This window comes from Thermus tengchongensis, assembly GCF_021462405.1.
GTDB lineage: Bacteria > Deinococcota > Deinococci > Deinococcales > Thermaceae > Thermus > Thermus tengchongensis.
In genome coordinates this window covers 182,566-207,317 of sequence record NZ_JAKEDU010000002.1, presented here as the reverse complement: position 1 = coordinate 207,317, position 24,752 = coordinate 182,566, and the positions used below count along the sequence as shown (strand labels likewise).

Here is a 24,752-nt window from a genome sequence, read left to right as displayed (position 1 = left end):
TTTGCGCTAAGCTAAAGGCATGGCCACGGTCACCCTTAGCCCCAAGTACCAGATCACCCTGCCCGCCGAGGTGCGCCGGGCCCTGGGCTTGCGCCCCGGGGAAAAGCTTCAGGTGGAGGTGGTGGAGGGGGAAATCCGCCTGCGCCCCGTGCGCCCCCCCGTGCGGGAGCTGTTGCAGGCGCTTCTCCAGGCTTACCCCAAGGAGGCCGAGGCCTTGGGAAGGGCCACAGGGCACGACGCGGTGGGGTACGTGCGCGCCCTTAGGGAAGGATGACCAGCCTGGACACCAACGTCATCCTGGCCGCCTTGGACCCCAAGGATGCCCTCCACCCCGAGGCGGTAGGCCTTCTGGAAGCCTGCGCCTCCCACGTCCTGTTCTTGAGCCCCCCGGTGTACGCCGAGCTGCGGGCCGGGGAAGGCTGGCCCCTTTTGCAGGCGTTTTTACAGGCCTTCGCCATCCGCCTGCGCCCCGAGATGCCCCTCCAGGTCTGGACCCTGGCGGGGGAGCGGTTTGGCCTTTACGCCAGGAAGCGGCGGGAAGGAGGGCTTCCCCGGCGCATCCTGGCCGACTTCCTCATCGGGGCCCACGCCGTGTACCACGGCCTAAGGCTGGCCACCTTTGATCCCACGCCCTACCGCACAGCCTTTCCCGAGCTGGAGGTGGTCCCGTGAAGGTCTTCGTCACCCGCACCCTGCCGGGCAAAGCCTTGGATAGGCTAAGGGAGCGAGGCCTCGAGGTGGAGGTCCACGAAGGCCTCCTCCTCCCCCGGGAGGAGCTCCTCCGCAAGGTGGAGGGCGCGGTGGGCCTCATCCCCACCGTGGAGGACCGCATCGACGCCGAGGTGATGGACCAGGCCCCCGGCCTCCGGGTCATCGCCTGCTACAGCGTGGGCGTGGACCACGTGGACCTCGAGGCGGCCCAGGCCCGGGGCATCCGCGTCACCCACACCCCCGGGGTCCTCACCGAGGCCACCGCCGACCTCACCTGGGCCCTCCTCCTCGCGGTGGCCAGGCGGGTGGTGGAGGGGGTGGACTACGCCCGCAAAGGCCTTTGGCGGGCCTGGCACCCCGAGCTCCTCCTGGGCTTAGACCTAGGGGGCCTCACCTTGGGCCTCGTGGGCATGGGCCGGATCGGGCAGGCGGTGGCCAAAAGGGCCGAGGCCTTTGGGATGCGGGTGGTCTACACGAGCCGCACCCCTAAGCCCCTGCCCTACCCCTACCTCCCCCTGGAAGACCTCCTGGCCACCGCCGACATCGTGAGCCTCCACGCCCCCCTCACCCCCGAGACCTACCGGCTCATGGACCGGGAGAAGCTTTTCGCCATGAAGCCGGGAAGCATCCTCCTCAACACCGCCCGGGGCGGCCTGGTGGACACCGAAGCCCTTGTGGAGGCCCTCCAGGGCCACCTCTTCGGAGCGGGCCTAGACGTCACCGACCCCGAGCCCCTGCCCCAGGGCCACCCCCTTTATGCCCTCCCCAACGCCGTCATCACCCCCCACATGGGCTCGGCGGGGAAGCGAACCCGGGAGCGCATGGCGGAGATGGCGGTGGAGAACCTCCTGGCCGTCTTGGAAGGCCGGGAGCCACCCAACCCGGTAGGATAGGCCCATGGGCTTTCTCATCGGCGTCCTGGGCGGGGCCTTCGGCGGCCTGGTGGGGCTTGGAGGGGGCGTGGTCATGGTCCCCCTGATGGTGGGGCTCCTCAAGCTCTCCCAGCACAAGGCCCACGGCACCAGCCTGGTGGCGGTCTTCTTCACCGGGCTCATGGGGGCGGTCACCTACGGGCTCCAGGGCTCTTTGAACCCGAAGGCGGCCTTGCTCCTCGCCGCCACCGCCATCCTCACCGCCAGGCTCGGGGCCCGCTACGCCCACGGCCTGCCGGAAGAGGCCCTGCGGCGGGCCTTCGGCCTCTTTCTCCTCTTCGTCTCCCTCCTGCTCCTCCTGCGGCCCCACCTGGCCCCGGTGGGCCTGGTGCAGGGGCAGGTCCTTCAGGACCTCGCCCTCCTCCTCGCAGGGAGCTTCACGGGTTTCCTCTCGGGGATGATGGGGGTGGGCGGGGGGACCATCATGGTCCCGGCCATGGTCCTCCTCCTGGGCGTGGACCAGCACACCGCCCAGGGCACCAGCCTCCTGGCCATGGTCCCCGCCAGCCTGGTGGGGGCCTACGCCCACCACCGCTTGGGGAACGTGGAGGCCCCCGTGGTCCCGGGCCTGGTGCCTGGGGTGCTGGCGGGTACCTTTCTGGGGGGGGAAGCAGCCCACCTCTTGTCCGAAAACGCCTTGCGCTGGGCCTTTGCCGGCGTACTCCTCTGGACCGGCTGGCGGTACCTGCACCCCCCTGGGCGCAGGGGCCGCCCCTAAGTATCCGCACGCAAAGGTTGCCCCGTCGGCCAAAGCCAAGGCGGCGCGCTCATGGCCTCTTTGGGACCCCCGTCGTGGCGCAAGCCACGACGGGGTACTTAGGTGCCCGCGCGCCGAGGTCGCCCCACGGGCCAAGGCGGGATCGGCCTGCCCGTGCTTCTGGGGTCCCCGCCCTGGCGCAAGCCGCCACGGGTGGCCAAAAACCCGCCGCAACGGGCCCCCCGGGGGGTCTTGTGCGGCGGCCCCTCCCGGTGTAAGGTGGGCTGGGCCTTTAAACCGGTCCCGCGAGGCCGGAAAGGGGGAAAAATGAAGCGATGGGAAAGCGGCATGAAGAAAGAAGCCGAGCGGAGGCATTGGCCTCCGCTTCTTTTTGGGGGTGAACCGTGCGCTTCAAGGCCGAGCTGATGAACGCCGAGGAGATGCGCCGGGCCCTGTACCGCATCGCCCACGAGGTGGTGGAGGCGGGCAAGGGGGTGGAGGACCTGGTCCTGGTGGGCATCCACACCCGGGGCATCCCCTTGGCGGAGCGCATCGCCCGCTACATCCGGGAGTTTGAGGGGAAGGAGGTGCCCGTGGGGGTTTTGGACATCACCCTCTACCGGGACGACCTTTCCGAGATCGGGGTCCGGCCCCAGGTGCGCCAGACCCGGATCCCCTTTGACCTCACGGGCAAGGCGGTGGTCCTGGTGGACGATGTGCTCTACACGGGCCGCACCGCCCGGGCAGCCCTGGACGCCCTCATGGACCTGGGCCGCCCTAAGCGCATCTACCTGGCAGTCCTCATCGACCGCGGGCACCGGGAGCTTCCCATCCGGGCGGACTTCGTGGGCAAGAACGTGCCCACCGCCAAAAACGAGGTGGTGAAGGTGAAGCTCGCCGAGGTGGACGGGGAGGACCGGGTGGAGCTTTGGGAGAAGGAGGCGGCATGAAGCATCTCCTGGACTTCCAAGGCTGGACCAGGGCCGAGGTGGAAAGCCTCCTGGACACCGCCAGGGTGATGGCCGAGGTCCTGGAGCGCCCGGTGAAGAAGGTGCCTGCCTTGCAGGGCTTCACCGTGGCCACGGTCTTCTTCGAGCCCTCCACCCGCACCCGCCTCTCCTTTGAGCTGGCGGCCAGGCGCATGTCCGCGGACGTGGTCTCCTTCGCCGCAGCCACCAGCAGCTTGCAGAAGGGGGAAAGCTACAAGGACACCCTCCTCACCCTCGAGGCCATGGGGGTGGACGCTTACGTGATCCGGGCCGACGCCGCCGGGGTGCCCCACCAGGCCACCCGCTGGGTGCGGGGGGCGGTCATCAACGGGGGGGATGGCCGCCGGGCCCACCCCACCCAGGCCCTCCTGGACGCCTACACCCTCCTCGAGGCCTTAGGGGGCCTGGAGGGGAAGAAGATCGCCATCGTGGGGGACATCCTCCACTCCCGGGTGGCCCGCTCCAACGCCGAGCTCCTCCCCCTCCTGGGGGCGGAGGTCTGGGGGGCCGGCCCTCCCGCCCTCCTGCCGCAGAGCCTCCCCGGGGTGCGGCTCACCCCCCGCCTGGATGAGGCCCTGGCGGAGGCGGACGCGGTGATGGTCTTAAGGCTCCAAAAGGAGCGCATGGAGGCGGGCCTGGTAAACCTAGAGGACTACATCGCCCACTACCAGGTGACGGAAGCGCGGCTCAAGAAGGCCAAGCCGGAAGCCCCCCTCCTCCACCCCGGCCCCATGAACCGGGACGTGGAGCTGGAAGGAACCCTGGCGGACTCGGCAAGGAGCCTGGTGAACCGCCAGGTACATAACGGGGTGGCGGTGCGCATGGCGGTGCTCTACCACCTCCTGGTGGGGAGGGAAAGGTGATGGGAGATATCCTCATCAAGAACGTCATGTTGGTGGACGCCCTGGGGGAACGGGGCCTCGCGGACGTCCTCATCGGCGAGGGGCGCATCCTCTCCCTGGAGGGCGGGGAGGCCCAGAGGGTCATTGAGGGGAAGGGGCGCTTCCTGGCCCCAGGCTTTTTGGACCTCCACGCCCACCTGCGGGAGCCCGGGCAGGAGGTGAAGGAGGACCTGGCCACGGGCCTTCGGGCTGCGGTGCGGGGCGGGTACACGGACCTGGTCTCCATGCCCAACACCAATCCGCCCGTGGACACCCCGGAGGCGGTGCGGGCCCTCAGGAAGAAGGCCCAGGCCCTGGGCCTGGCCCGCCTCCACCCCGCCGCCGCCCTCACCCAAGGCCAGGAGGGGAAAACCCTCACGGAGGCGGGGCTTCTCAAGGAGGCCGGCGCCCCCCTCCTCACCGACGACGGGCATACCAACGAGGACGCCGGGGTGCTGGCGGCGGGCCTTTTGGGAGCCGCGGCCTTCGGCCTCCCCGTGGCGGTGCACGCGGAGGACGCCTCCCTGCGCCGGGGCGGGGTGATGAACGACGGGCCTTTGGCCGACCTCCTGGGCCTTCCCGGGAACCCACCGGAAGCGGAGGCGGCCCGAGTGGCGCGGGACCTCGAGGTCCTGCGCTACGCCCTGCGCCGGGCCCAAGCCAGGCCCCACCTGCACGTGCAACACCTCTCCACCAAGCGGGCCCTGGAGCTGGTGCGGGAGGCCAAGCGGGCCGGTCTTCCCGTCACCGCCGAGGCCACCCCCCACCACCTGACCCTCACCGAGGAGGCCTTACGCTCCTTTGACCCCCTCTTCAAGGTGGCCCCGCCCCTGCGCACAGGGGAGGACGTGGAGGCCCTCATCGAGGGGCTTTTGGACGGCACCCTGGACGCCATCGCCACCGACCATGCCCCCCACACCCAGGCGGAAAAGGAGATGGACCTCCTGAGGGCCCCCTTTGGCATCCCGAGCCTCGAGGTGGCCTTCCCCCTCCTCTACACCGAGCTCTACCGGAAACGTGGCTTCCCCCTGAAGCGCCTGGTGGAGCTCTTCACCGATGGGCCTCGGAAAGTGCTGGGCCTTCCCCCCCTGCACCTGGAGGTGGGGGCGGAGGCCAGCTTGGTCCTCCTGGACCCCAAGGAGCACCCCGTGGACCCCAAAGCCTTCGCCTCCAAGGCCCGGTTCTCCCCCTGGGCGGGGTGGATCCTCGAGGGGTGGCCCGTCCTCACCCTGGTGGAGGGGCGCATCGTCCACGAGGCGCTAGAATAGGGGCGTGCTGCGGAAGCTCCTCGAGGCGGACGCACTCGGCCTGCGCCTGGAATGGGTGGGGGGGCTTCCCCTTTGGGAAGCGGCCCCCACCTACCGCCACCAGAAGGCCATCGACCGCATCCGGGGAAGCATCCGCCCCAAGGAGGGCTCCTGCCCCTGCGTCCACGTGGCCGACGTCTACGTCCGCTTCCCCGACGGCTCCTACAAGCGCCCCGACATCGCCCTCTTCTGCCGCGAGCCCGAGGAGCTGGACGAGGCCATTACCCTCCTGCCCGAGGCGGTGGTGGAGGTGGTGAGCCGGGGCTACGAGGCCAAGGATCTGGAAATCGCCCCCCGGTTCTACCTCTCCCAAGGGGTCAAGGACGTGGTGGTCTTTGACCCCCACACCCTCCTCGTCCTGCACCTACGCCAGAATGGAGCCTGGCGGCACGTGTCCCCGGTGGAGCTGGAACTCCTTTGCGGTTGCACCCTCACCGTATAGGGACCCAAAGCTCCTTCAGGCTTCTCACCCCCTCCGCCTCCATAAGCTTCAGCAGGCCCTTCAGCACCCGGCGGGGGAAAAGGGGACCCCCGTAGACGAAGCCCGTATAGACCTGGACCAACCTGGCTCCTAGCTTCAGGCGCTCCCAGACATCCTCAGGACCCTCCACCCCTCCCACGCTCACCAGGGTGAGGCCCTCCACCCCTGAAAGATGCCGCAGCACCTCTAGGGCCCGTTCCTTCAAGGGCCTCCCCGAAAGCCCCCCAGCTTCCTTGGCCAGGGGGCTTTTGAGGTTCGGACGCTCCAAGGTGGTGTTTACCGCCACCAGGCCCTCGAGGCCATGCTTCAAGCAAAGCTCCACCGCCTGGTCCAGGGCCTCCCAGGAAAGGTCCGGGGCCAGCTTGAGGAGGAGGGGCTTCCGGGTGGCTGGCCGCAGACGGGCGAGGAGCTCGTCCAAAAAGGGGCCCTCTTGCAGGGTGCGCAGCCCCGGGGTGTTGGGGGAGCTCACGTTGAGGACGAAGTAGTCCCCGTAGGGTTCCAAGACCCGCAACGCCTCCAGGTAGTCCTCCGCCGCCCGTTCCAGGGGGGTGTCCCGGTTTTTGCCCAGGTTCACCCCCACGGGGAAGGCAAGCCCCCTTTCGCGGAAGCGCCGAAGCCTCCTGGCCGCTCTCTCCGCCCCCCCGTTGTTGAAGCCCATGCGGTTGATGAGGGCGCGGTCCTCCAGGAGGCGGAAAAGCCGGGGCCTGGGGTTCCCCTCCTGGGCTTTTGGGGTGAGGGTCCCCACCTCGGCGAAGCCGAAGCCTAGGGCCCACCAGGCCCCTAGGGCCTTCGCGTCCTTGTCCATCCCCGCCGCCAGGCCGAGGGGGTTGGGGAAGCGAAGCCCCAAGGCCTCCACGTGAAGCCTCGGGTCCTCCACCCGCAGGAGGCGGGCGGGCACCTCCAAAAGGGGCCCCCGCTCGGACCAAAGGGCGAGGAGCTCCAAGGTGAACTCGTGGGCGGCCTCCGGGTCCAGGGTAAAGAGCAGGCGGTGCATCTCTCCCATCCTAAGGGCTCTTCCGGTAACATATGCCCGTGAAGCGCCTTCTTTTGTCCGCCCTTGGGCTGTCCCTTCTCCTTGCGGCCTGTTCGGTGAGCGTGACCGTACCCCTTCCGGAGCAAAAGGTGACCGTGGCCGCGCTTGGGGACACCTTGGGGCAGGTGATCTATCCGGCACAGGCCATGGAGTTTCCAGGGGTTCCCGCTAAGAGCGTAGAGGTCTCTGGCACCCTCGAGGCCAACCAGCCCCTAACCCTCACCCTGAACCTCTACGCCCGTCTGACCGATCCCGCCAGCGACCCAAGCTGCACCGCCCTCTCCGATTTCACCACCACCTATGCCTACGCCTGCCCAGTGGGCCCCGACGACGAAAGGGTGGGAAGCGCCACCTTCGCCTTAAGCCAAAGCACCTCCCTCACCCTGAAGGGCCAGAACCTCACCTACGGGGTGCAGGCGGGCAAGCTCTGGCTGGGAGTGCAGCTGAACCAGGCCCTGCCGGCACCCCAAGTGGAGTTCACCTTTAAAGACCTGAAGGCCACCGTGGTGGCCGGCCTTTAGCCGCCTCCCTTTGTGCCCCCAAGTCCCTTCGGCCCTGGGGGAGCCCTTATCATGGAGGGTAGATGAAGGACGTCTTGCGCCTGGAACTTCCCGTACTTCCCCTGAGGAACACCGTGATCCTCCCCCACACCACCACCGGGGTGGACGTGGGCCGCCCCAAGAGCAAAAGGGCGGTGGAGGAGGCCCTAAACGCCGACCGTTACATCTTCCTGGTCACCCAGAAGGACCCCGAGGTGGACGACCCCGTCCCCGAGGACCTCTACGGCGTGGGCACCCTGGCCGTGGTCAAGCAGGCCATGCGCCTCCCCGACGGCACCCTGCAGGTGATGGTGGAGGCCAGGAGCCGGGCCCGCCTGGTTTCCTACGTAGCCGCCCCCTACCTGAGGGCCGTGGGAGAGGTGTTGTCCGAGCCCCCCCTGCAGGACCCAAGCCTCGCCCGGGTCCTGGTGGGCGAGGTGCAGGAAGCCTTTGAGCGCTACCTGCTAAACCACAAGACCCTGCGCCTGGACCGCTACCAGCAGGAGGCGGTGAAAAGCACCCTGGACCCCGCCATCCTGGCGGACCTGGTAACCCACCACGCCACCTGGAGCCTGGAGGAAAAACAGGCAATCCTGGAGACCCCGGAGGTGGAGGAAAGGCTTAAAAAGGTCCTGGCCCTGCTTCTTCGCGACCTGGAACGCTTTGAGCTGGACAAGAAGATCGCCGCCCGGGTCAAGGAGCAGATGGACCAGAACCAACGGGAGTACTACCTCCGGGAGCAGATGAAGGCCATCCAGAAGGAGCTCGGGGGCGGGGAGGACTTCCTAAGCGAAATCGAGGAGCTCCGGGAGCGCATCGAGAAAAAGGGCATGCCCGAGGGGGTTAAGGAAAAGGCCCTCAAGGAGCTCAAGCGCCTCGAGCGCATGCAGCCCGGCTCCCCCGAGGCCACGGTGAGCCGGACCTATCTGGACTGGCTCCTGGAGGTGCCCTGGACCGAAGCCGACCCCGAGGTGCTGGACATCGCCGTCACCAAGCGGGTTCTGGACGAGGACCACTACGGCCTCAAGGAGGTGAAGGAGCGCATCCTGGAGTACCTGGCGGTGCGCCAGCTCACCAAGGAAAAGGAGGTGCGGGGCCACGCCCCCATCCTCTGCTTCGTGGGCCCCCCAGGGGTGGGCAAGACCTCCTTGGGCAAGAGCATCGCCCGCAGCATGAACCGCAAGTTCCACCGCATCTCCTTGGGCGGGGTGCGGGACGAGGCGGAAATCCGGGGCCACCGCCGCACCTACATCGGGGCCCTGCCCGGCAAGATCATCCAGGGGATGCGGCAGGTGGGGGTGGTGAACCCCGTCTTCCTCCTGGACGAGATCGACAAGCTCTCCTCCGACTGGCGGGGGGACCCGGCCTCGGCCCTTCTGGAGGTCTTGGACCCCGAGCAGAACCACACCTTCACCGACCACTACCTGGACGTGCCCTACGACCTCTCCAAGGTCTTCTTCATCACCACCGCCAACACCCTGGCCACCATCCCCCGGCCTCTCCTGGACCGGATGGAGGTCATCGAGATCCCCGGCTACACCCTGCCGGAGAAGCGCTCCATCGCCCGCCACTTCCGCTGGCCCTTCCAGGTGAAGGAGGCGGGCCTGGAGGGCAAGCTGGAGATCACCGACCGGGCCATCGACCGCATCGTGCAGGAGTACACCCGGGAGGCGGGGGTGCGCAACCTGGACCGGGAGCTTTCCAAGGTGGCCCGCAAGGCGGCCAAGGACTACCTGGAAAGCCCCTGGGAGGGGGTGCGGGTGGTGGACGCCCAGGACCTCGAGGCCTACCTGGGCGTGCCCAAGTACCGCCCGGACCGGGCGGAGAAGGCCCCCCAGGTGGGGGTGGCCCAGGGCCTGGCCTGGACCCCCTACGGGGGCACCCTCCTCACCATCGAGGCCGTGGCCGTGCCGGGCACGGGCAAGGTGAACCTCACCGGCAACCTGGGGGAGGTGATGAAGGAGTCGGCCCACGCCGCCCTCACCTACCTGCGGGCCCACCGGGAGGAGTGGGGCTTGCCCGAAGGCTTCCACAAGGACTTTGACCTGCACATCCACGTGCCGGAAGGGGCCACCCCCAAGGACGGCCCCTCCGCGGGCATCACCATGGCCACCGCCCTGGCCAGCGCCCTCACGGGCCGCCCCGTGCGCATGGACATCGCCATGACCGGGGAGATCACCCTGAGGGGCCGGGTCCTCCCCATCGGCGGGGTCAAGGAGAAGCTCCTCGCCGCCCACCAGGCGGGCATCTACCGGGTGGTCCTCCCCAAGGAGAACGAGCCCGAGCTCAAGGAGGTGCCGGAGGAGATCCTCAAGGACCTGGAGATCACCTTCGTGGAGGAGGTGGGCGAGGTCCTAAGGCTCCTCCTCCTGCCCCCCGCCCCGCCCCCCGTGGGCCCCACCGACCGGCCCCAACCGGGGGCCGGGGCCTAAACCTCCACCACCTGGCCCAAGGGAGCCAGTACCCGCAGGGTTCCGGGTGCAGGCCGGTAGGCCCTGAGCCTGAATTCCGCCAGCCCCCGCACCCCAAGCCCCAGGCGGTACACCCCTGGGGGAAGCAGAAGGAGGTACGCCAAGGGGTTTTCAGGGAGGACCGTCCCCCAAAAAAGACTGGTTCCCGAGGGAGTGGGCAGAAAATAGAGGCTCCGCTCCTCCCCCAGAAGACGCAAGGGAAAGGAAGCGGAATCGGGACCCAGGCCCAGGAGTAGCTCCTGGTACACCCGCCCCTCCAGCTTAACCACAGCCGGTTCGGAAAGCACCAAGGGTACCTCCACGGGCTCCCCGCCCAGGGAAACCAAGGAGAATACCTCTGGAGCCTCCAAAGGCAGGGAAGGCCCGAGGCCCAGCAAAACATTAGGCGGGGGGAAATCCGACCAAGGGAACTGCGGATCCGCGCTCACCCGTCGCCACTCCTTGAGACCCCGCAGCAAGGCCTTCGACTCCAAGGGCTCCCCGGCCCGGCTGAGGTGAAAGGCCTGGGCCACCGGGTCCCCTATTTGGCGAAAGGCTTCAGCCAGCTGGAGATGGAAACGAACCCTTTCCCCTTGGGGGATGGCTGAGCAAAGATAGCGGCGGAACTGAGGTTCGGTAAGCCAGTAGCGCCCTTCAAAAAAGCTGAGCCAGCCCTTATGCTCCAGTTCTCCCAAATATGCGCCAAACCCCAAAGCCTCGGCCAGGGGAGCAGGGAAAGCCCCGGGGTGGAGGGCCAGCATCTCCAAGGCTTTCCTGGTGGACTGGGAAAGGTGGCGCGCCTCGAGGGCCACCATGGCCCGCACCCGCTGGGGTAGGGCTTGGGGATTCCCCATAGCCAGAAGCTCCCGCAACACCCCCGGCCGGCCCCCACTTTCCAGGTAAAAGCGGGCCGCCTCCTCAAAGGAAAGATGGCGGAGAAACCGCTGGCGGGCCTCCGAAAACTCCAGGCGGGGCACATGGAAAACCCGGATGATCTCGGCGGGAAAACGGGCCCTTAGGGCCAAAAGAAAGGCTGGATCTTCCCCGAAAAGGCTTCTAGCCACCACCAGCACCTGCCCTGGGTTAAGGCGGAGTTTCAAGGCTTCTTCCTTGGTGGGCAGAGGATCCGAGAGGTAGAAGACCCCCGGCCCCTGACCCAGCCCCTCCCGGAGGGGTAGGCCCAACCTGCCCGCCAGCAAGCGTGCTAGCTCCTCCTGTCCCGAACCCGGCGGACCGATCAGCACCACCAAAGCGGGGGGACGCACTTCCTTTAACCCCTCGAGGAGAGGTAGGGCCTCCTTAGGAACCTCCCGGCGGGCCCTTTGCACATGCACCCAGTCGGTAAACGCTGGGGAGAGGTCCTCGAGGCCTTCCAGCACCTCCTCGCCCTCCGGAGTGGGATCCAGCTCCACGCCAGGGGGCAGTTCCAGAATCCTGCCCTGAAAGGTGCCCTTCCCGAAAACCCTGCGGAGGTGGGTAAGCTCCACCCGCAGGTTCTGCAGGGCGGCCCCGTGGCCCCAAAGGAGATCCGCCAGCTTTTCCCGGCGGGTGGGACCCTCGAGGGCCAGGTAGTAGAGGATGCCCAAGGCCTTGCGCCGCAGGGGAAGGGGACCCAAGGGTCCTTCCGCCCGGGCAGGGCCGTATAGAGGCAACCGCACCTTCATCCCTCTCACCCCGTTAACCCCATCGCTAAGAAACCATTAAGAACCTCCTCACCTTATGCCTCCAGCTTAACGCCCAAAAACCATTCGCGTGTCAGAAAAGCACATCCCCCCTTAACGTTCCCTTAACGCCCCCTTATCTACCCTTTGGGGCGAAAGGAGGTGGGACGGTGAGGCTTGGGCCTTGGACGTGGCTTCTCCTGCCCTTAATCCTGGGGGCGGCAGGTCCCCAAGCCTCCGTGCGGCTGGAAGTGAGGATTCCTGAACGCGCGGCCCTGGTGTTGGAACCCCCGGCAGCGGGGGGCAAGGTGGCGGGTCCCCTATGGGCCAGCAGGGGGGGAGGGGGGAACCCCAGCCAGCCTCCCTACTGCCCTCGCGACCCCCGCGACCCCACCCTCTGCCTGCGGGATCCGGTGGTGGTCTTTGACCTCCGGTGCGCCACCTTGGGCCCCGTGCCCCCGCACTGCGCGGGGCTTTACGGCGGGGACGGCCGCTTTCTGGACGAGGACGGGCGGCCCTACCCTCCCCTCCTCCTGGATGGGGAGGGCCGGGTGGTCCCTGGGTCCAAGCGCTTCCCCCAGTTTTTCACCCACCCCTCCATGCGCCTACACGTCTTCACCCAAAGGCGGCACTGGGCGCTTTCCGTGGCCTTTGAAACCGAGCCCACCAGTCCGGAAGGGCGGGTACTGGACGCCAGCCACTTCGCCATGCACTCCATCCTCACGGGGCGGGGCGGCGTGCCCCCCACCCCCCACTGGAAGTGCCTGGCCTACCACCCGGACTGGGACCGGCCTCCTTCCCACATCTGCCCGGCACCTCCAGGCCCGGATGGCGGGGTGCTCCTGGAGGAGGTCACCGACCACCCCGGCGGTTGGCAGTCGGTCACCCTGGGGATCAAGCTCCGGCTGGACGGTTCCGAAACGCCAGGGGAGTACGAGGGTTGGTTGGTCTACACCCTCACGCTCCTATAGGAGGCTTTTCGGCAAGGAGGCTTTTCGGCAGCAAGCTTTTGGGTTCTTAAAGCAGCAGATAGGAGGAAACCATGAAGAAGTGGCTGATCGCAGTTTTAGCCCTGGCCCTGGCGGGCTACGCCCAGGTGAACTTCCCTTCGGAGGGCGACCTGGACGGGAACATCGAGGAGCTTTGGGACGACAACCACGACCAGGCGGCGGTGAAGGAGAAGGTGCGGGTGGTGATCCCGCCCCGCTACGCCCTCCACCTCACCGAGGACGAGTGGAACCTGAACCTCAATAGCCCTCCTGAGGCTCCTTCTCCCTACGTGTTTGACCCCTACAACCCTCAGCCCCCTGCGGAGGGGTGCTACCTGGTGCCCAAGGCGGTGAAAACACCCTCTGACCTCATCCAATACGCCCTCTCTGGCGGCGTGTTCCGGCCCATCGGCGCCTACCCCGCGGCCAAGGACTACAATGGCGATGGCAAGCTCTCGGACGACGAAAAAGGCACGCTCATCTGCGTGAACCAGAAGGTGCTGCAGAAGTTCTCCAACGACCCCGACGGCTGGCAGCTCTCGGTGTCCGTAACGGGCACGCCCAATAGCGGCTTCGGCTACTTCGGCCTGGCGGACCTCATCAACCAGGTGCCCATGGGCGGCTTCTACACCAACAGCCTGCCCTACGGGCCGGCGGTGGTGGCCCAGGGAATCGGCCCCACGGGCGGCTGGCTGGACGACCTGATCGTGGAGGCCTTCTGGTTTGACGGCTCCGAGCTGGACGGCACCTACACCCTCGACGTCACCTTCACCCTGGCGGGTCTCTAAAGGAGGTAAGCCATGCGGAAGCTTTTCCTTCTGATGCTTAGCGGGCTCCTGGCCCTGGCCTTGGCCAACGGCGGGGAGGAGTGGAACGTGGGGAGCCAGCAGGCCACGGTCACCGAGCGCATCAACCTCACCATCCCCCAGCGGGTGGCCCTGCACCTCACCGAGGACGAGTGGATCGTGGACCTGAATAACCCCGTTCCCGGGCAAAACGGGGAAGGATGCTACCTGGTGCCCAAGGGATATCAGGGCACCCTTGAGGACGCCATCGCCGCCGCTTTGGCGGGCGAATTGGCCCCCATCGACACCTACCCCGCCATCAAGGACCTGAACGGCAACGGCAAGATTGACGAGGGTGAGAAGGGCACCCTCATCTGCCTGAACCAGAAGGTCCTGCAGAAGTTCTGCAACAACGGGGACGGGTGCGAGCTGGACCTCAAGGTGACCCGGACCCAGGGCGGGCCCACCTACGGCCAGGGCGGGGTGGTGGAGAAGGCCCCGGACCTGAACCACACGAAGTTCGTCCAGTTCAACGGAGTGGACGACGGCACGCCCCTCGAGCTCCTCAAGGTGCTGGGCGGACGCTTCCCCGGCTGGCTGGACGACCTCATCATCGAGGCCTTCTGGTTTGACGGCTCCGAGGTGGCGGGCACCTACGAGTTCAACTTCCTCTTCCAGCTGGCTGCCCTCTGAGGCCTAAAGGCCGCCCCCGGGCTTCCGGGGGCGGCCTTTTCCCCGCTAGAATCCGGCTATGAGAAAAACCCTTCCCCTGCTAGCCCTGCTCCTCACCGCGGCCCAGGCCCAAACCGGGGTGGGCGTGAGCCCCCCCAGGGCCCTCTACCCCGCCGCCCCCGGAACCAGCCTCACGGGGAGCATCCTGGTGGACCACCCGGGGCGTAGCGGCACCCTGCAGGTGGAGGTGGTGCTCCAAGACGTCCTCCTCCAGGCGGACGGGAAGCCCCTCTACCTGGACCCGGGCAGCCACCCCCGCTCCCTCACCCGCTGGCTCGCCGTGAGCCCCCTGGCCTTCCTCCTCCAGCCCCAGGCTGCCCAGGAGGTGCGCTACACGGTGCAGGTGCCCCCAGATGCCCAGCCCGGCACCTACTGGGGCATCGTCTTCTTTGAGTCCGCCCCGGCGGGAAGCCGGCAGGGCGCGGAAGGCCTGGGCATCCGGGTGAAGACCCGGGTGGGGCACGTGGTCTACGTGGAGGTGGGCCAGGTGAGCCGCTCGGGGCGCATCCAGGGCTTCCGCTACCTGCCGCCAAGCCGAGAAGGCCCCGCCCAGGTGCGCCTCTCCTTCCAGAACACCGGCACCGGCCTCCTGCGCCTCAAGGGGCGGGTGGAGGTGCGGGACCTGCAGGGCCGCCCCGTGGCCCAGGCGGAGGTGCCGGAGACCGCCAGCCTCCCCGGGGCCACCCACGAGCTCCCGGCGCCCCTGGACAAGCCCCTGCCCCCGGGGCGCTACCTGGTCCTGGCGGTGCTGGACTACGGGAGCCCGAGCCTCATCGCCGGGGAAGGGCGGATTGAGGTGAAGTGATGCGAAGCCTGGCCCTTTTGCTGGTGCTCGGCATGGCCCTGGCCCAGGTGCCCATCGGGGTAAACCTGCCCGAAGGCACTAGCCTCAGCCTGAATGCCGAGGAAGTGGTCTTTGACCTCACTCAAAGGAACTACCCGCCCCCCAGCTTCCCCTTCGCCTACAGCCCCACCTCCCCTTCCGGCCCCCTCACCCTGCGGCTTTTCACCAACCTGGAAGGGGGCTTCGCCGTGGAGGTGGAGGCCAGCCCCCTCCTGGCGGAAGGCGGGGGGGAGATCCCCGCCAGCCAGGTGGAGTACCGCCTGAACGGCGGGCCCTGGATTCCCCTGGGGCCCAAGGTGGTGCTCCTCACGGGAAGCGGGCCCACGGCAGGCTACCAGAGCTATGTGCTGGAGTTCCGCCTGGTGCTCACGGGGCAGGAGGTGCCCGGGGTGTACCGGGGTAGCCTCCTCTTCACCCTAAGCCGCCTTTAGGCCATGCGGGCCTTGGCCCTTCTCCTCCTTCTCGGCCTGGGGCTGGCCCTCGAGGCCCCCGAGGCCCTGGAAGCCCAGCCCGGCGGCTTCCTCAGCGTACCCGTGCGGGGGGAAGGGCGCATCCAGGCGGCGGAGGTGCCCCAGGGCCTCATCCCCCTCACCGAAGCGGTGGAGGGTGAGGGGGTGCTGAACTTCCTGGTGGGGCCGGAAGCCCGGGCGGGGGAGCACCCCCTGGTCCTGCGGGACGCCCGGGAAACCCGCACCGTGCGGGTGCGCATCCCCGTGCGGGCCGGGGTGGAGCTCCGGGTTCCCCCCGGGGCCGAGGGGGTGGAGGGGGAAAGCCTCGGTTACACCCTGAGCGTGCGCAACGCAGGCAACGCCCCGGACCGGGTGCGCCTGGAGGTGCGGAGCCTCCTCCCCTACCGCCTCTCCCAAGAGGTGCTGGACCTGGAGCCGGGGGAGGCCAAGGAGGTGCGGCTGGAGCTACGCCTGGTGGGGCGCAACCGGGACACGGCCACGGTCTTCGCCTACTCGGGCCTGGACCCCAAGGTGCGGGCCTACGGGGTGGTGGAAACCGTCATCCGCCCCTTCGCCGGGGCGGAGAAGCTCTCCCGCCAGGCCCTCTACTACCGCTTCGGCCTCACAGGCCGGTACGGACAGGACACCCTCTCCTACGGCTTCGGGCTTTCCCTATCCGGCGCCCTTTCCGACTACGTCCGCCTTGCTTCCAGCCTGGCCCTGAAGCCCGAGGGGCCCGCGGGGGAACTGGCCTTTTTGGGTGAGGGCTTCGCCCTGGGCTTCCGGGGCTACCCCGGGGTCTACCGGCTGGATGGGGAGCTCGGCCCCTTCCAGGGCTACGCCGCCTGGGCGGGGGGCGGCTTGAGCGCGGGCGGCACCTACCAGGAAGGTCCGTGGAAGGTTTCCGGGCACGTGAGCGGGCTGGGGCAACGCTTCAGCCTGGGCTACGCCCTCCAGGAAGGAGGGCTAATTCTGGTGCCCTACGGGGTGGTGAACCGCCGGGCCGACCCCGAGGCCCTGCAGGCAGGCGTCGGCCTCGAGGGCAAACTGGAAAACCGCGAGCTCAGCCTCACGGGAAGGCTAGAGTACTTGGAAGGGCTCAGGTTCCGCCTAGGAGGGGCCACCCGGATCCAGGATCCCCTGGGGTTCAAGGGCGAGGTAGCCTACGACACCGGTAACCTTCAGGGAAGCGCCAACCTGAGCCACCGCATTGACGAAGCCTTTACCCATAGCCTCACCTTCCGGCTGGCCAATACCTACGGCCTCCTCTACACCCTGGCCTACCGCCCCCTCGGGGGGCCCCTCTCCCTAAGCGGCACGGTGGGGACCCAAGGGGGTCTGGTCCTGGGCCTGGCTGCCCGCTACCGAGAGGCAGGATGGGAGCTTGGGGGCAACCTGGGGCGGAATCCCACAGGCCCCTACCTGGGCCTTTACGCCGGCTACCGGGATCGGGACTTTGGCCTGCTGGTGGGCTACACGGCCACCGACACCAGGCGCCTCCAGCTCGCCGCCCAAGGGTCCTTTCCTCCCCTGGAGGGAAGCGCGGCCCTGGGCTATGACTGGGACCAAAACCGGTTGGAGGCCCGTTTTGGCCTCGCCTATCGGGAAGGGGTGTGGGGCATGGGCCTCGAGGGCCGGTACGCCTCCGGGGTTCTCCAGCTTACCGCCTTGGGAACCTTGGAGGTCAAAGGGGGTTTCGACACCCCCGAGGAAGTGGTCCAGGCCTTCGGCGGCCGGGCCACGGGGTACGTGGAGGGCGTGGTCTTCCACGACCGGAACCGGGACGGGGTCAAGGGCCCTGACGAACCCCCTCTCCCGGGGGCCAGGGTGCGGGTGGGGGGGCTGGAAGCGGTGGCGGACGGGGCTGGGCGCTACCGCCTGGAGCTCTACCCCGGAACCTACCGGCTGGAGGTGGGGAGCCTCGAGGCCAGCCTGGCCCTCCGCCGCCGGGCGGAGGTGCGGGTGGAGCGAGGGAAAACCCTCCCCCTGGACCTTCCCGTGGAAACGGTGGTGGGCCTCATGGGCCAGGTCTACCTGGACGCAAACCGCAACGGCCAAAAGGACGAGGGCGAACCCCCCCTCCCCTACGCCCGGGTGCGGCTCCAAGGGACGGAAAGCCGCACCGCCCTGGCCGACGGCAGGGGGGTGTTCGTCCTGGGCGGCCTGCTCCCCGGGAGCTACACCCTGAGCCTGGACCCGGCCAGCCTGGACAAGCTCCAGGAACCCGGCGAGCCCCTAAGCCTGGACCTCCAGCCCGGCCCCCTGCCCCAGGTGCTCCTGGCCGCAAGGCCGGTGGTGCGGGAGATCGTGCGCACCCTCACGGAGGAAAGCCTGGCCGTGGTCCTCCTGCCCCTGCCCACGGTATTGCCGCCGGGGGCGGAGCTTCTCCTCCGGGTTCAGGTGCAAGGGGGGCCTAGCCGAGTCTGGGCCGAACTGGGGGGGCGCTCCTACCCCCTAAGCCCCCTGGAGGAAGGGCTTTACGGGGCCTACCTCCCCGTGGAGGGCCAGGGAAGCCTGGAGCTAAGGGTGGTGGCCGAGCGCGGGGCCGAACGGGCGGAGGCCGGGGCCTACCTCACCGTGCGGCCTGGCCCCCTGGCCACCCTCCAAGCCACCCCCGCCCTTTTGGACCCCGGGGAGGAGGTGCGCCTCGAGGCCCGCCTCCTCCGCCGGGCAAACCGAGTGGAGGTGCGCCTCGGACCCCTCATCGTCCCCTTGGAACGGGTAGACGACCTCACCTTCCGCGGCACCCTCCTGGCCCCCAAGACCCCTGGGGCCTACGAGCTGGAGCTCTACCTGGACGGGAGCCGGGTGCACACCGCCCGCATCCGGGTGCGGGACTAGGGAAGCTCCTCCTTGCGGTTGGCGTTGAAGAAGACCTGGGCCCCGAAGCGCTCCACCACCTCCTCCGCCGGGATATAGGTGGCCCCCAGGGTTTCCATCACCCGCCGCATCAGGTAGTCCCCCTCCCGAAGCTGCCTTTCCACCTGGGGCAGGCAGTCCTTGTGGTACAGGGCCATGAGGGGCTCCAGGTGCCCTTCCGGATTGTAGGGGACCACCACAGGATAAGGAGAGGCGAGAGCCTTCTCGTAGAGGAACTCCCAGTACCCCCGGGTAAGGAAGGGCAGATCCGTGGCCGCCACTGCCACCCAGGGGTGGCGGGCGTGGACCAGGGCCGAGTGCAAACCGGAGAGGCTGTCCGCCCCCGGCAGAAGGTCGGGGTAGACGGGAACCCCAAAGCCCGGATAGGGCCTGTTAGCCACGATAAACCGCTCCTCCGCCCCCGCCAGGCTCTCCAAGACCCATTGCAGAAGAGGCTTTCCCCGGTAGGGGAAAAGGGCTTTGTCCTCCCCGAAGCGCCGCGAAAGCCCCCCCGCCAGCACCGCCCCCGTGTACATACCCTTAGCTTAGGGCCTCCGCCAGGCGCCCGGCCAGCAGGGGAGCGTAGAGGAAGCCCGTGGAGCCTAGGCCCGTAAGGGCAAAGCCCCCCTCCACGGGGAAGAGATAAGGAAGGTCCCGGCCCCCGGGGAGGGGGCCTAACCGGAAGCGCAACCCCCGCCAGGCGGAGGCTACCAGAGGGCGGTAGCCCACCAGGGCTTCAGCCCCTGCGAGGAGCCACTCCACCTCCCCTTCCGTGGGCGGGGGCAGGTGGGGCTGTTCCTCGTGGGGCAGGTAGCTTCCGCCCAAGGCCGCGCCTGCCAGGTAGACCCGGTAGCTGATGGCCCGGGGGAAGTAGTTCAGCAGGGTGAGGACGAGGCCCGGGGTGTGCCGCCCCTCGAGGCCCAAAAGGTGCGCTCCCCGCCCACCGCCCGCGTAAACCAGCACCTCCCCCCGCACCCTCTTCCCCCCTTCCAGGACCAGGTAAGGGGGTTCCCAGGCGGCCACCCTGGCCCTGAGGAGGGGCAAGCCCTCCGCCAGGCGCTCCAGAAGGAGTCTGGGCTCAAGCCAGAAGGCGTCTTCCAAAAGGACCCCTTTCCCCTCCCAGCGGTGCCTCAGCCCCCCCAGGCGGCCCGCCACCTTGGCCCTCTCCCCTTCCGGGACCGGGCGGAAAACCCCCATGTGCAGCTCAGCGAAACGGCCGTAAAAGCTTAGGGCCGCCTCGAGGGCCCGCTCCCCCTCCGCCGCCAAGGTGAAGCGCCGTCCCCGGAGAGGGTTCACCAGGGCCACAGGTACCCGGCTTGCCTCCCCCAGGGCCTCGGCCACCAAGAGCACCCGCTCTCCCCGCTCCAAGAGGAAGCGGGCCGCGGTGAGCCCCGCCACCCCCGCCCCCAGGACCACAATCCCGGCCTCACCCACAAGACCCACGCCTACCCCCTCCCTTGGGGGAAAGAACCCCCGCCCCAGGAAGCCGCCTCCAAGAGCTTCAGAAGCGGAAGCCTTCCCCGTCCCTTCGGCAGAGTCCCCGCTCCGCCAGGCCCTCCAACAGTTCCCGGGCCCTGGCCTCGGGGAGGAAAGGAGCAAGGTCTCGAGGCCGCAACAAGCCGCCCCGCCGCCAAGCCTCCTTCATGGCCAGCCTTTCCAGAGCCGCCCGGGAGGGCCCCTTGCGCAGGAGCCCCCCCTGCCAGCGCTCCACGCCCAGGTAGGCCAGCAAGGCCCCCAAGAAGGCCAGGCCAAGCCCCCAGGGGGCGAAGCGGGAAAGGGCAAAGACCAAAGTGAAGAGCGCCAGGCTCACCAAAAGCGGCATGAAAGCCCGCACCCTTCCCTCCTAGGCCATGGGCAGGGGGATGGGGGCAGGCTCCCTGGCCCCCACCACTTCCCCGAAGAGCAGGTGCGGGGTAGCCTGCTTGATCTCCACCTGGTAGAGCCCCGGGGTGGGAGCCTGGTGGGCGGGAACCAGCACCGGGTGGTTCCCGCGGTCGTGCCCCTGCACGTACCCTTCTTCCTTGGCCACCCCCCGGACCAGGACCTCCACCGTCTTCCCCACCCACTCCAGGTTGCGGCGGTAGCTCCATTCCTTCTGCTTCTCGATGAGGCGCTGGAGCCTTTCCACCTTCACCTCCCGGGGCAGGTCCTGGAAGTGCTTGTAGGCGGGAGTACCGGGCCGAGGAGAGTAGATGAACATGTAGGCCTGGTCGTAGCCCACCTCATCGTAAAGACTCAGGGTTTCCTGGAAGTCCTCCTCCGTCTCCCCAGGGAAGCCCACGATGATGTCCGTGGAAAGCACGGCATCCGGCAAAACCTCCCGGATCCTGCGGATGCGCTCCAGGTAGTGGGCCCGGCGGTACTCCCGGGCCATGCGGCGGAGCACCCGGTCGGAGCCCGACTGCACCGGCAGGTGGATGTAGCGGGTGATGGCGGGGGTTTCGGCGATGGCCTGGATGATGTCGTCGGTGAAGTTCACGGGGTGGCTGGTGAGGAAGCGCACCCGGGGGATGCCCATCCCCCCCACCAGGCGCAACAGCTCGGCGAAGCTGGGGAAGCCCGGCTGGTCCTTGCCGTAGGAGTTCACGTTCTGGCCCAGGAGGGTGATCTCCACCACTCCCGCCGCCTTCAGTTGTTCGATCTCCTTCAGGATCAGGTCGGGGTGGCGGGAGACCTCGGGCCCCCGGGTGGTGGGGACGATGCAGTAGGTGCAGTGGTGGTTGCACCCGCGGATGATGGTCACGTGGGCGGACAAGGCCCCCTTGGGGGGCGGGGGGATGTAGTCCAGGAGGTCCTCCTTGAAGGTGAGGTCCCAGAAGCGCTCGTTCCCCTTTAAGGCCTCCGGCAAGGAGGTGAGGGCCCCAGGGCCCAAGAGCAGGTCCACCCCAAACTTCCGGGCCATCTGCTGGCCCTCGTCCAGCTGGGCCAGGCAGCCCATAAGCCCGATGAGGAGGCCCCGGCGCTCCTTCTCCTTGCGGAGCTGGCCCAGAAGGGAGCGCACCTTCTCCACGGGCTTCCCGCGGACCGCACAGGTGTTCACCAGGACGAAGTCCGCCTCCTCCACGCTCTCCACCAGCTCCCACCCGAGGCTTACCAGCTCGCTGGCCACCAGGTGGGAGTCGTACTCGTTCATCTGGCATCCGAAGGTGATGATGTGCGCCCGCATACTCCTCCAGGGGCGACCGGGGGGATCCCGGACCCCGTGGTTTCCAGTGTAGCAACATCGAGGCCCTCAAAACCAACCCCGGTCCCTGGATTCTCCCTCGAGCCCCCCAAAAAGCCACACCCCCCGGCCACGCTACCGGGGGGTGAAGCTTTGCCTTCCCTTGCTGGTGGCGGCGGTGGGACTCGAACCCACGACACCACGATTATGAGTCGTGTGCTCTGACCACCTGAGCTACGCCGCCACGGGCGCACCAGGCAATCCCCATCTTAGGGGAGGGCCCCCAGGCGGTCAAGGTTCAAAGCCGATGTGATCCATGAAGGCGGGGAGGATTTCTTCGGCGAAAAGGTCCAAGAAGCCCCTTACCGCCCCCAGGCTCACCCCGCCCGTGAGGTCCAGGTCCGACTCCACCCACACGGCTCCCTCCTCATCCAAAAAGGCCCGGCTGAAGCGGCGGTCCCGGTTCCAGGCGTTTACGGCCTCGAGGTCCGGCACCTCCTCCAGGGTAAAGCCAGCGCTTAGGGTCAGGACCCCGCACCGCTCCTCCTGACAGAAATCCAGGTAGAGCCAGACCTTGGTCAAGCCAGCCATCTCCAGACGGAACTCCTGGGCACCCGTTTTCTCGTAGGCAAGACCCGCCTGCTTGAGAATCCCTTCCACCTCGGCCGGGGTCAAGCCCTTGACCACGGCCTGCCCCAAGGCCAACCCCAAAAACAACACGCCCGCCAGCAACATCCTCATAAAACCCCTCTTCCGTCCCGGTGGGCCCCCAAACCACCTTGCAGGACACCCCTAGCCTACACGATCCCCTTCTCCTTCAGGAAACGCCCCTCCCGGAAGCGATCCAAGCGGAACGGGGTTATGTCCAGGCTCCTCGCCTTCCCATGGACCACCTCCTCCGCCATGAGCCTCCCCACCATGGCCGCCTGCTGCACCCCGTGGCCGGAAAAACCCGCCGCCACCAAAAGCCCCTCCTCCACAAAACCCAGGATGGGGTTGTGGTCTGGGGTCACCTCGTAGTAGCCCCACCAGCTGGCCTTCCGGTCCAGGGCGAGCCCCTCCAGGAAGGGGAAGCGGAAAAGGCCCGCCTCGAGGGTGGGCCCAAGCCACTCCCAATCCATCCCCTCGGCGAAGCCGGGGGGCTCGGCGGGATTGGAGCGGCCCAGGAGCACCCTGGGCCCCTCCGAGCGCAGGTAAAAGCCCGTGGCCAGGTCGATGGTGAGGGGGAAGGCATGGGGGAAAGGGGCAGGGGCCGTGGCGTAGACCATGCGCCGCACGGGGTGGATGGGGATCTCCAGGCCCAGGCCCCGCCCCACCGCCCCCGTCCAGGCCCCGGTGCAAAGGAGGAGGAAAGGGGCCTCGTACCGCCCCTTGGGGGTCGCCACCCACCAAACGCTCCCCTTCCGCTGCGCCCCAAGCAGGGGCTCGGAAAAGCGCACCTCGGCCCCAAGGCGCCTGGCCTCCCGCAGGTAATGGGCCGTGGCCCCGTGGGGGTCAATGATCCCGTCCATGGGGCCAAAGGTGGCGTAGGCCAGGCCCTCCTCCCGGAAGGGCACCAGGGCTTGGGCCGCCTCGAGGGTGAGCTTTTCCACCGGCACCCCCAGGGCCCTCTGGGTGGCCAGGGCCTCCTCCTGGACCTCCCTCAAGGCCTCCGGCACCAGGAAAAGGTAGCCGATGGGCCGGTAGCCGGCCTCCGGGATCCTTTGGTACTCCAGGATGGAGTGGTAGGAAAGGAGGATGTTCCAGGGCTCGGAGAACTGCACCCTGACCCCAGCGGCGCTCCGCCCTGTGGAGCCTTGGGCGAAGGTGGCCTCCTTTTCCAGAACCAAGACCCTAAGCCCCGCCTCCGCCAGGCGGAAGGCCGAGGCCGCCCCCACGATGCCTGCCCCCACCACCACGATGTCCGGCATAGGCCAAGTCTAGGACACTTTTCCCCCGCGGAAGGGATATGCTAGGGCCTGGAGGTACGCTATGGCCTACCAGCACATCCGGGTTCCGGAAGACGGCGAGCGGATCACCATTCAAGGCGGGGTCCTCCAGGTTCCGGACCGCCCCATCATCGGCTTCATCGAGGGGGACGGCACCGGCCCCGACATCTGGAGAGCGGCCCAGCCCGTCCTAGACGCGGCGGTAGCCAAAGCCTACGGCGGCAAGCGCAGGATCGCCTGGGCGGAGATCTACGCCGGGGAGAAGGCCAACCAGGTCTATGGGGAGCCCATCTGGCTACCCCAGGAAACCCTGGACTTCATCCGGGAGTACCTGGTGGCCATCAAAGGGCCCCTAACCACCCCGGTGGGCGGGGGTATCCGCTCCATCAACGTGGCCCTAAGGCAGGAGCTGGACCTCTACGCCTGCGTGCGCCCCGTGCGCTGGTTTAAAGGGGTGCCAAGCCCGGTGAAGCACCCGGAGTTGGTCAATATGGTCATCTTCCGGGAGAACACCGAGGACATCTACGCCGGGATTGAGTGGCCCGCGGGCACGGAGGAGGTGCAAAAGGTCCTGGACTTCCTCAAGCGGGAGTTCCCCAAGGCCTACGCCAAGATCCGCTTCCCCGAGACCTCCGGCATCGGCATCAAGCCCGTATCCAAGGAGGGCACGGAGCGCCTGGTGGCCGCGGCCATTGAATACGCCATCAAGGAGGACCTCCCCAGCGTCACCCTAGTGCACAAGGGCAACATCATGAAGTTCACGGAAGGGGCCTTCCGGGAGTGGGGCTACGCCCTGGCCCGGGAGAAGTACGGGGCCGTACCCCTGGACGGCGGGCCCTGGCACGTGCTGAAGAACCCCCGCACCGGGCGGGAAATCGTCATCAAGGACATGATCGCCGACAACTTCCTGCAACAGATCCTCCTCCGCCCCGACGAGTACTCGGTGATCGCCACCTTGAACCTCAACGGGGACTACATCTCCGACGCCCTGGCCGCCCAGGTGGGGGGCATTGGCATCGCCCCCGGGGCCAACATCAACTACCTCACGGGCCATGCGGTCTTTGAGGCCACCCACGGCACCGCCCCCAAGTACGCGGGCCAGGACAAGGTGAACCCCTCCAGCGTCATCCTCTCCGGGGAGATGATGCTCCGCTACCTGGGCTGGAACGAGGCCGCCGACCTCATCCTCCAGGCCATGGAGCGCACCATCGCCAAGGGCCTTGTCACCTACGACTTCCACCGCCTCTTGGTGGCGGAGGGCAAGCCCGCCACCCTCCTCAAAACCAGCGAGTTCGGGCGGGCCCTGATCGAGCACATGTAGC

25 protein-coding genes and 1 tRNA gene are annotated in these 24,752 nt (G+C 68.0%); 17 read left to right on the top strand and 9 right to left on the bottom strand.

The features are described from left to right. The first annotated feature begins 19 nt into the window (after positions 1-19). The 8 genes from L1087_RS03410 to L1087_RS03375 all read left to right on the top strand — a co-directional run bounded on the left by L1087_RS03410 (position 20) and on the right by L1087_RS03375 (position 5,959). Positions 20-274 (top strand): AbrB/MazE/SpoVT family DNA-binding domain-containing protein, encoded by a 255-nt coding sequence (locus L1087_RS03410; RefSeq protein WP_038041848.1) that lies wholly within the window; start codon positions 20-22, stop codon positions 272-274. After that, positions 271-672 carry a type II toxin-antitoxin system VapC family toxin gene (locus L1087_RS03405; protein WP_038041846.1) on the top strand — a complete coding sequence of 134 codons (402 nt, stop codon included), beginning with the start codon at positions 271-273 and terminating at the stop codon, positions 670-672. The genes L1087_RS03410 and L1087_RS03405 overlap by 4 nt, the downstream gene beginning before the upstream one ends. After that, on the top strand, positions 669-1,604 hold the full coding sequence (locus L1087_RS03400; protein WP_234557630.1) for a 2-hydroxyacid dehydrogenase: 936 nt from the start codon (positions 669-671) through the stop codon (positions 1,602-1,604). The genes L1087_RS03405 and L1087_RS03400 overlap by 4 nt, the downstream gene beginning before the upstream one ends. 4 nt (positions 1,605-1,608) lie before the next feature. After that, a complete protein-coding gene (locus L1087_RS03395) occupies positions 1,609-2,361 on the top strand; it encodes a sulfite exporter TauE/SafE family protein (protein WP_234557629.1) in 753 nt (250 codons plus the stop codon). A gap of 383 nt (positions 2,362-2,744) precedes the next feature. Further along, positions 2,745-3,290: a bifunctional pyr operon transcriptional regulator/uracil phosphoribosyltransferase PyrR gene (gene pyrR / locus L1087_RS03390; protein WP_234557627.1), complete on the top strand. Its 546-nt coding sequence runs from the start codon at positions 2,745-2,747 to the stop codon at positions 3,288-3,290. Next, positions 3,287-4,192, top strand: coding sequence for an aspartate carbamoyltransferase catalytic subunit (locus tag L1087_RS03385; protein WP_234557626.1), 906 nt, complete (start codon positions 3,287-3,289; stop codon positions 4,190-4,192). Before pyrR ends, L1087_RS03385 begins: the two co-directional genes overlap by 4 nt. Then, positions 4,192-5,478 (top strand): dihydroorotase, encoded by a 1,287-nt coding sequence (locus L1087_RS03380; protein WP_234557624.1) that lies wholly within the window; start codon positions 4,192-4,194, stop codon positions 5,476-5,478. The genes L1087_RS03385 and L1087_RS03380 overlap by 1 nt, the downstream gene beginning before the upstream one ends. A gap of 4 nt (positions 5,479-5,482) precedes the next feature. Next, positions 5,483-5,959, top strand: a complete 477-nt coding sequence (locus L1087_RS03375; protein WP_135259737.1) for a Uma2 family endonuclease — start codon at positions 5,483-5,485, stop codon at positions 5,957-5,959. On the opposite strand, the gene L1087_RS03370 is transcribed toward L1087_RS03375, so the two are convergent. Beyond that, positions 5,949-6,992 carry a quinone-dependent dihydroorotate dehydrogenase gene (locus L1087_RS03370; RefSeq protein WP_234557622.1) on the bottom strand — a complete coding sequence of 348 codons (1,044 nt, stop codon included), beginning with the start codon at positions 6,990-6,992 and terminating at the stop codon, positions 5,949-5,951. The genes L1087_RS03375 and L1087_RS03370 overlap by 11 nt on opposite strands. Before the next feature lie 38 nt (positions 6,993-7,030). Between L1087_RS03370 and L1087_RS03365 the strand changes: the two genes are divergently transcribed. Both L1087_RS03365 and lon read left to right on the top strand, forming a co-directional pair. Beyond that, positions 7,031-7,552: a hypothetical protein gene (locus L1087_RS03365; protein ID WP_234557620.1), complete on the top strand. Its 522-nt coding sequence runs from the start codon at positions 7,031-7,033 to the stop codon at positions 7,550-7,552. A gap of 62 nt (positions 7,553-7,614) precedes the next feature. Then, positions 7,615-10,002: an endopeptidase La gene (lon, locus tag L1087_RS03360; RefSeq protein ID WP_234557618.1), complete on the top strand. Its 2,388-nt coding sequence runs from the start codon at positions 7,615-7,617 to the stop codon at positions 10,000-10,002. On the opposite strand, the gene L1087_RS03355 is transcribed toward lon, so the two are convergent. Further along, a complete protein-coding gene (locus L1087_RS03355) occupies positions 9,999-11,684 on the bottom strand; it encodes a hypothetical protein (protein WP_234557617.1) in 1,686 nt (561 codons plus the stop codon). The genes lon and L1087_RS03355 overlap by 4 nt on opposite strands. Before the next feature lie 167 nt (positions 11,685-11,851). On the opposite strand from L1087_RS03355, the gene L1087_RS03350 reads away from it, so the two are divergent. From L1087_RS03350 to L1087_RS13155, 6 genes are all read left to right on the top strand, one after another. After that, complete coding sequence (locus L1087_RS03350) at positions 11,852-12,652, top strand: NUDIX hydrolase (protein ID WP_038041827.1); 801 nt, start codon at positions 11,852-11,854, stop codon at positions 12,650-12,652. Positions 12,653-12,723: 71 nt separating this feature from the next. Beyond that, positions 12,724-13,458 carry a hypothetical protein gene (locus L1087_RS03345; protein ID WP_135343854.1) on the top strand — a complete coding sequence of 245 codons (735 nt, stop codon included), beginning with the start codon at positions 12,724-12,726 and terminating at the stop codon, positions 13,456-13,458. 12 nt (positions 13,459-13,470) lie between these two features. Next, positions 13,471-14,148: a hypothetical protein gene (locus tag L1087_RS03340; RefSeq protein ID WP_234557616.1), complete on the top strand. Its 678-nt coding sequence runs from the start codon at positions 13,471-13,473 to the stop codon at positions 14,146-14,148. Positions 14,149-14,206: 58 nt separating this feature from the next. Then, positions 14,207-14,992, top strand: coding sequence for a fimbrial biogenesis chaperone (locus tag L1087_RS03335; RefSeq protein ID WP_038041823.1), 786 nt, complete (start codon positions 14,207-14,209; stop codon positions 14,990-14,992). After that, positions 14,992-15,462: a hypothetical protein gene (locus L1087_RS03330; protein WP_038041822.1), complete on the top strand. Its 471-nt coding sequence runs from the start codon at positions 14,992-14,994 to the stop codon at positions 15,460-15,462. The genes L1087_RS03335 and L1087_RS03330 overlap by 1 nt, the downstream gene beginning before the upstream one ends. Before the next feature lie 3 nt (positions 15,463-15,465). Then, positions 15,466-18,321, top strand: a complete 2,856-nt coding sequence (locus L1087_RS13155; protein ID WP_267964668.1) for a hypothetical protein — start codon at positions 15,466-15,468, stop codon at positions 18,319-18,321. Here L1087_RS13155 and L1087_RS03320 read toward each other — a convergent pair. The 7 genes from L1087_RS03320 to L1087_RS03290 all read right to left on the bottom strand — a co-directional run bounded on the left by L1087_RS03320 (position 18,318) and on the right by L1087_RS03290 (position 23,412). Further along, positions 18,318-18,875, bottom strand: a complete 558-nt coding sequence (locus L1087_RS03320) for a molybdenum cofactor guanylyltransferase (protein ID WP_234554197.1) — start codon at positions 18,873-18,875, stop codon at positions 18,318-18,320. The genes L1087_RS13155 and L1087_RS03320 overlap by 4 nt on opposite strands. A gap of 4 nt (positions 18,876-18,879) precedes the next feature. Further along, on the bottom strand, positions 18,880-19,782 hold the full coding sequence (locus L1087_RS03315; RefSeq protein WP_234557615.1) for an FAD-dependent oxidoreductase: 903 nt from the start codon (positions 19,780-19,782) through the stop codon (positions 18,880-18,882). 58 nt (positions 19,783-19,840) lie between these two features. Next, positions 19,841-20,173: a hypothetical protein gene (locus tag L1087_RS03310; RefSeq protein ID WP_038041816.1), complete on the bottom strand. Its 333-nt coding sequence runs from the start codon at positions 20,171-20,173 to the stop codon at positions 19,841-19,843. A 9-nt stretch (positions 20,174-20,182) separates the two neighbouring features. Then, positions 20,183-21,505 (bottom strand): tRNA (N6-isopentenyl adenosine(37)-C2)-methylthiotransferase MiaB, encoded by a 1,323-nt coding sequence (gene miaB, locus L1087_RS03305; protein WP_234557614.1) that lies wholly within the window; start codon positions 21,503-21,505, stop codon positions 20,183-20,185. A 164-nt stretch (positions 21,506-21,669) separates the two neighbouring features. Beyond that, positions 21,670-21,746 (bottom strand) — tRNA-Met (locus tag L1087_RS03300). Positions 21,747-21,793: 47 nt separating this feature from the next. After that, positions 21,794-22,243: a YbjN domain-containing protein gene (locus L1087_RS03295; protein ID WP_234554275.1), complete on the bottom strand. Its 450-nt coding sequence runs from the start codon at positions 22,241-22,243 to the stop codon at positions 21,794-21,796. 56 nt (positions 22,244-22,299) lie between these two features. Then, positions 22,300-23,412, bottom strand: coding sequence for an NAD(P)/FAD-dependent oxidoreductase (locus L1087_RS03290; protein ID WP_234557612.1), 1,113 nt, complete (start codon positions 23,410-23,412; stop codon positions 22,300-22,302). 61 nt (positions 23,413-23,473) lie between these two features. On the opposite strand from L1087_RS03290, the gene icd reads away from it, so the two are divergent. Beyond that, positions 23,474-24,751 (top strand): NADP-dependent isocitrate dehydrogenase, encoded by a 1,278-nt coding sequence (gene icd, locus L1087_RS03285; RefSeq protein WP_135259749.1) that lies wholly within the window; start codon positions 23,474-23,476, stop codon positions 24,749-24,751. The last annotated feature ends 1 nt before the right edge of the window (position 24,752 follow it).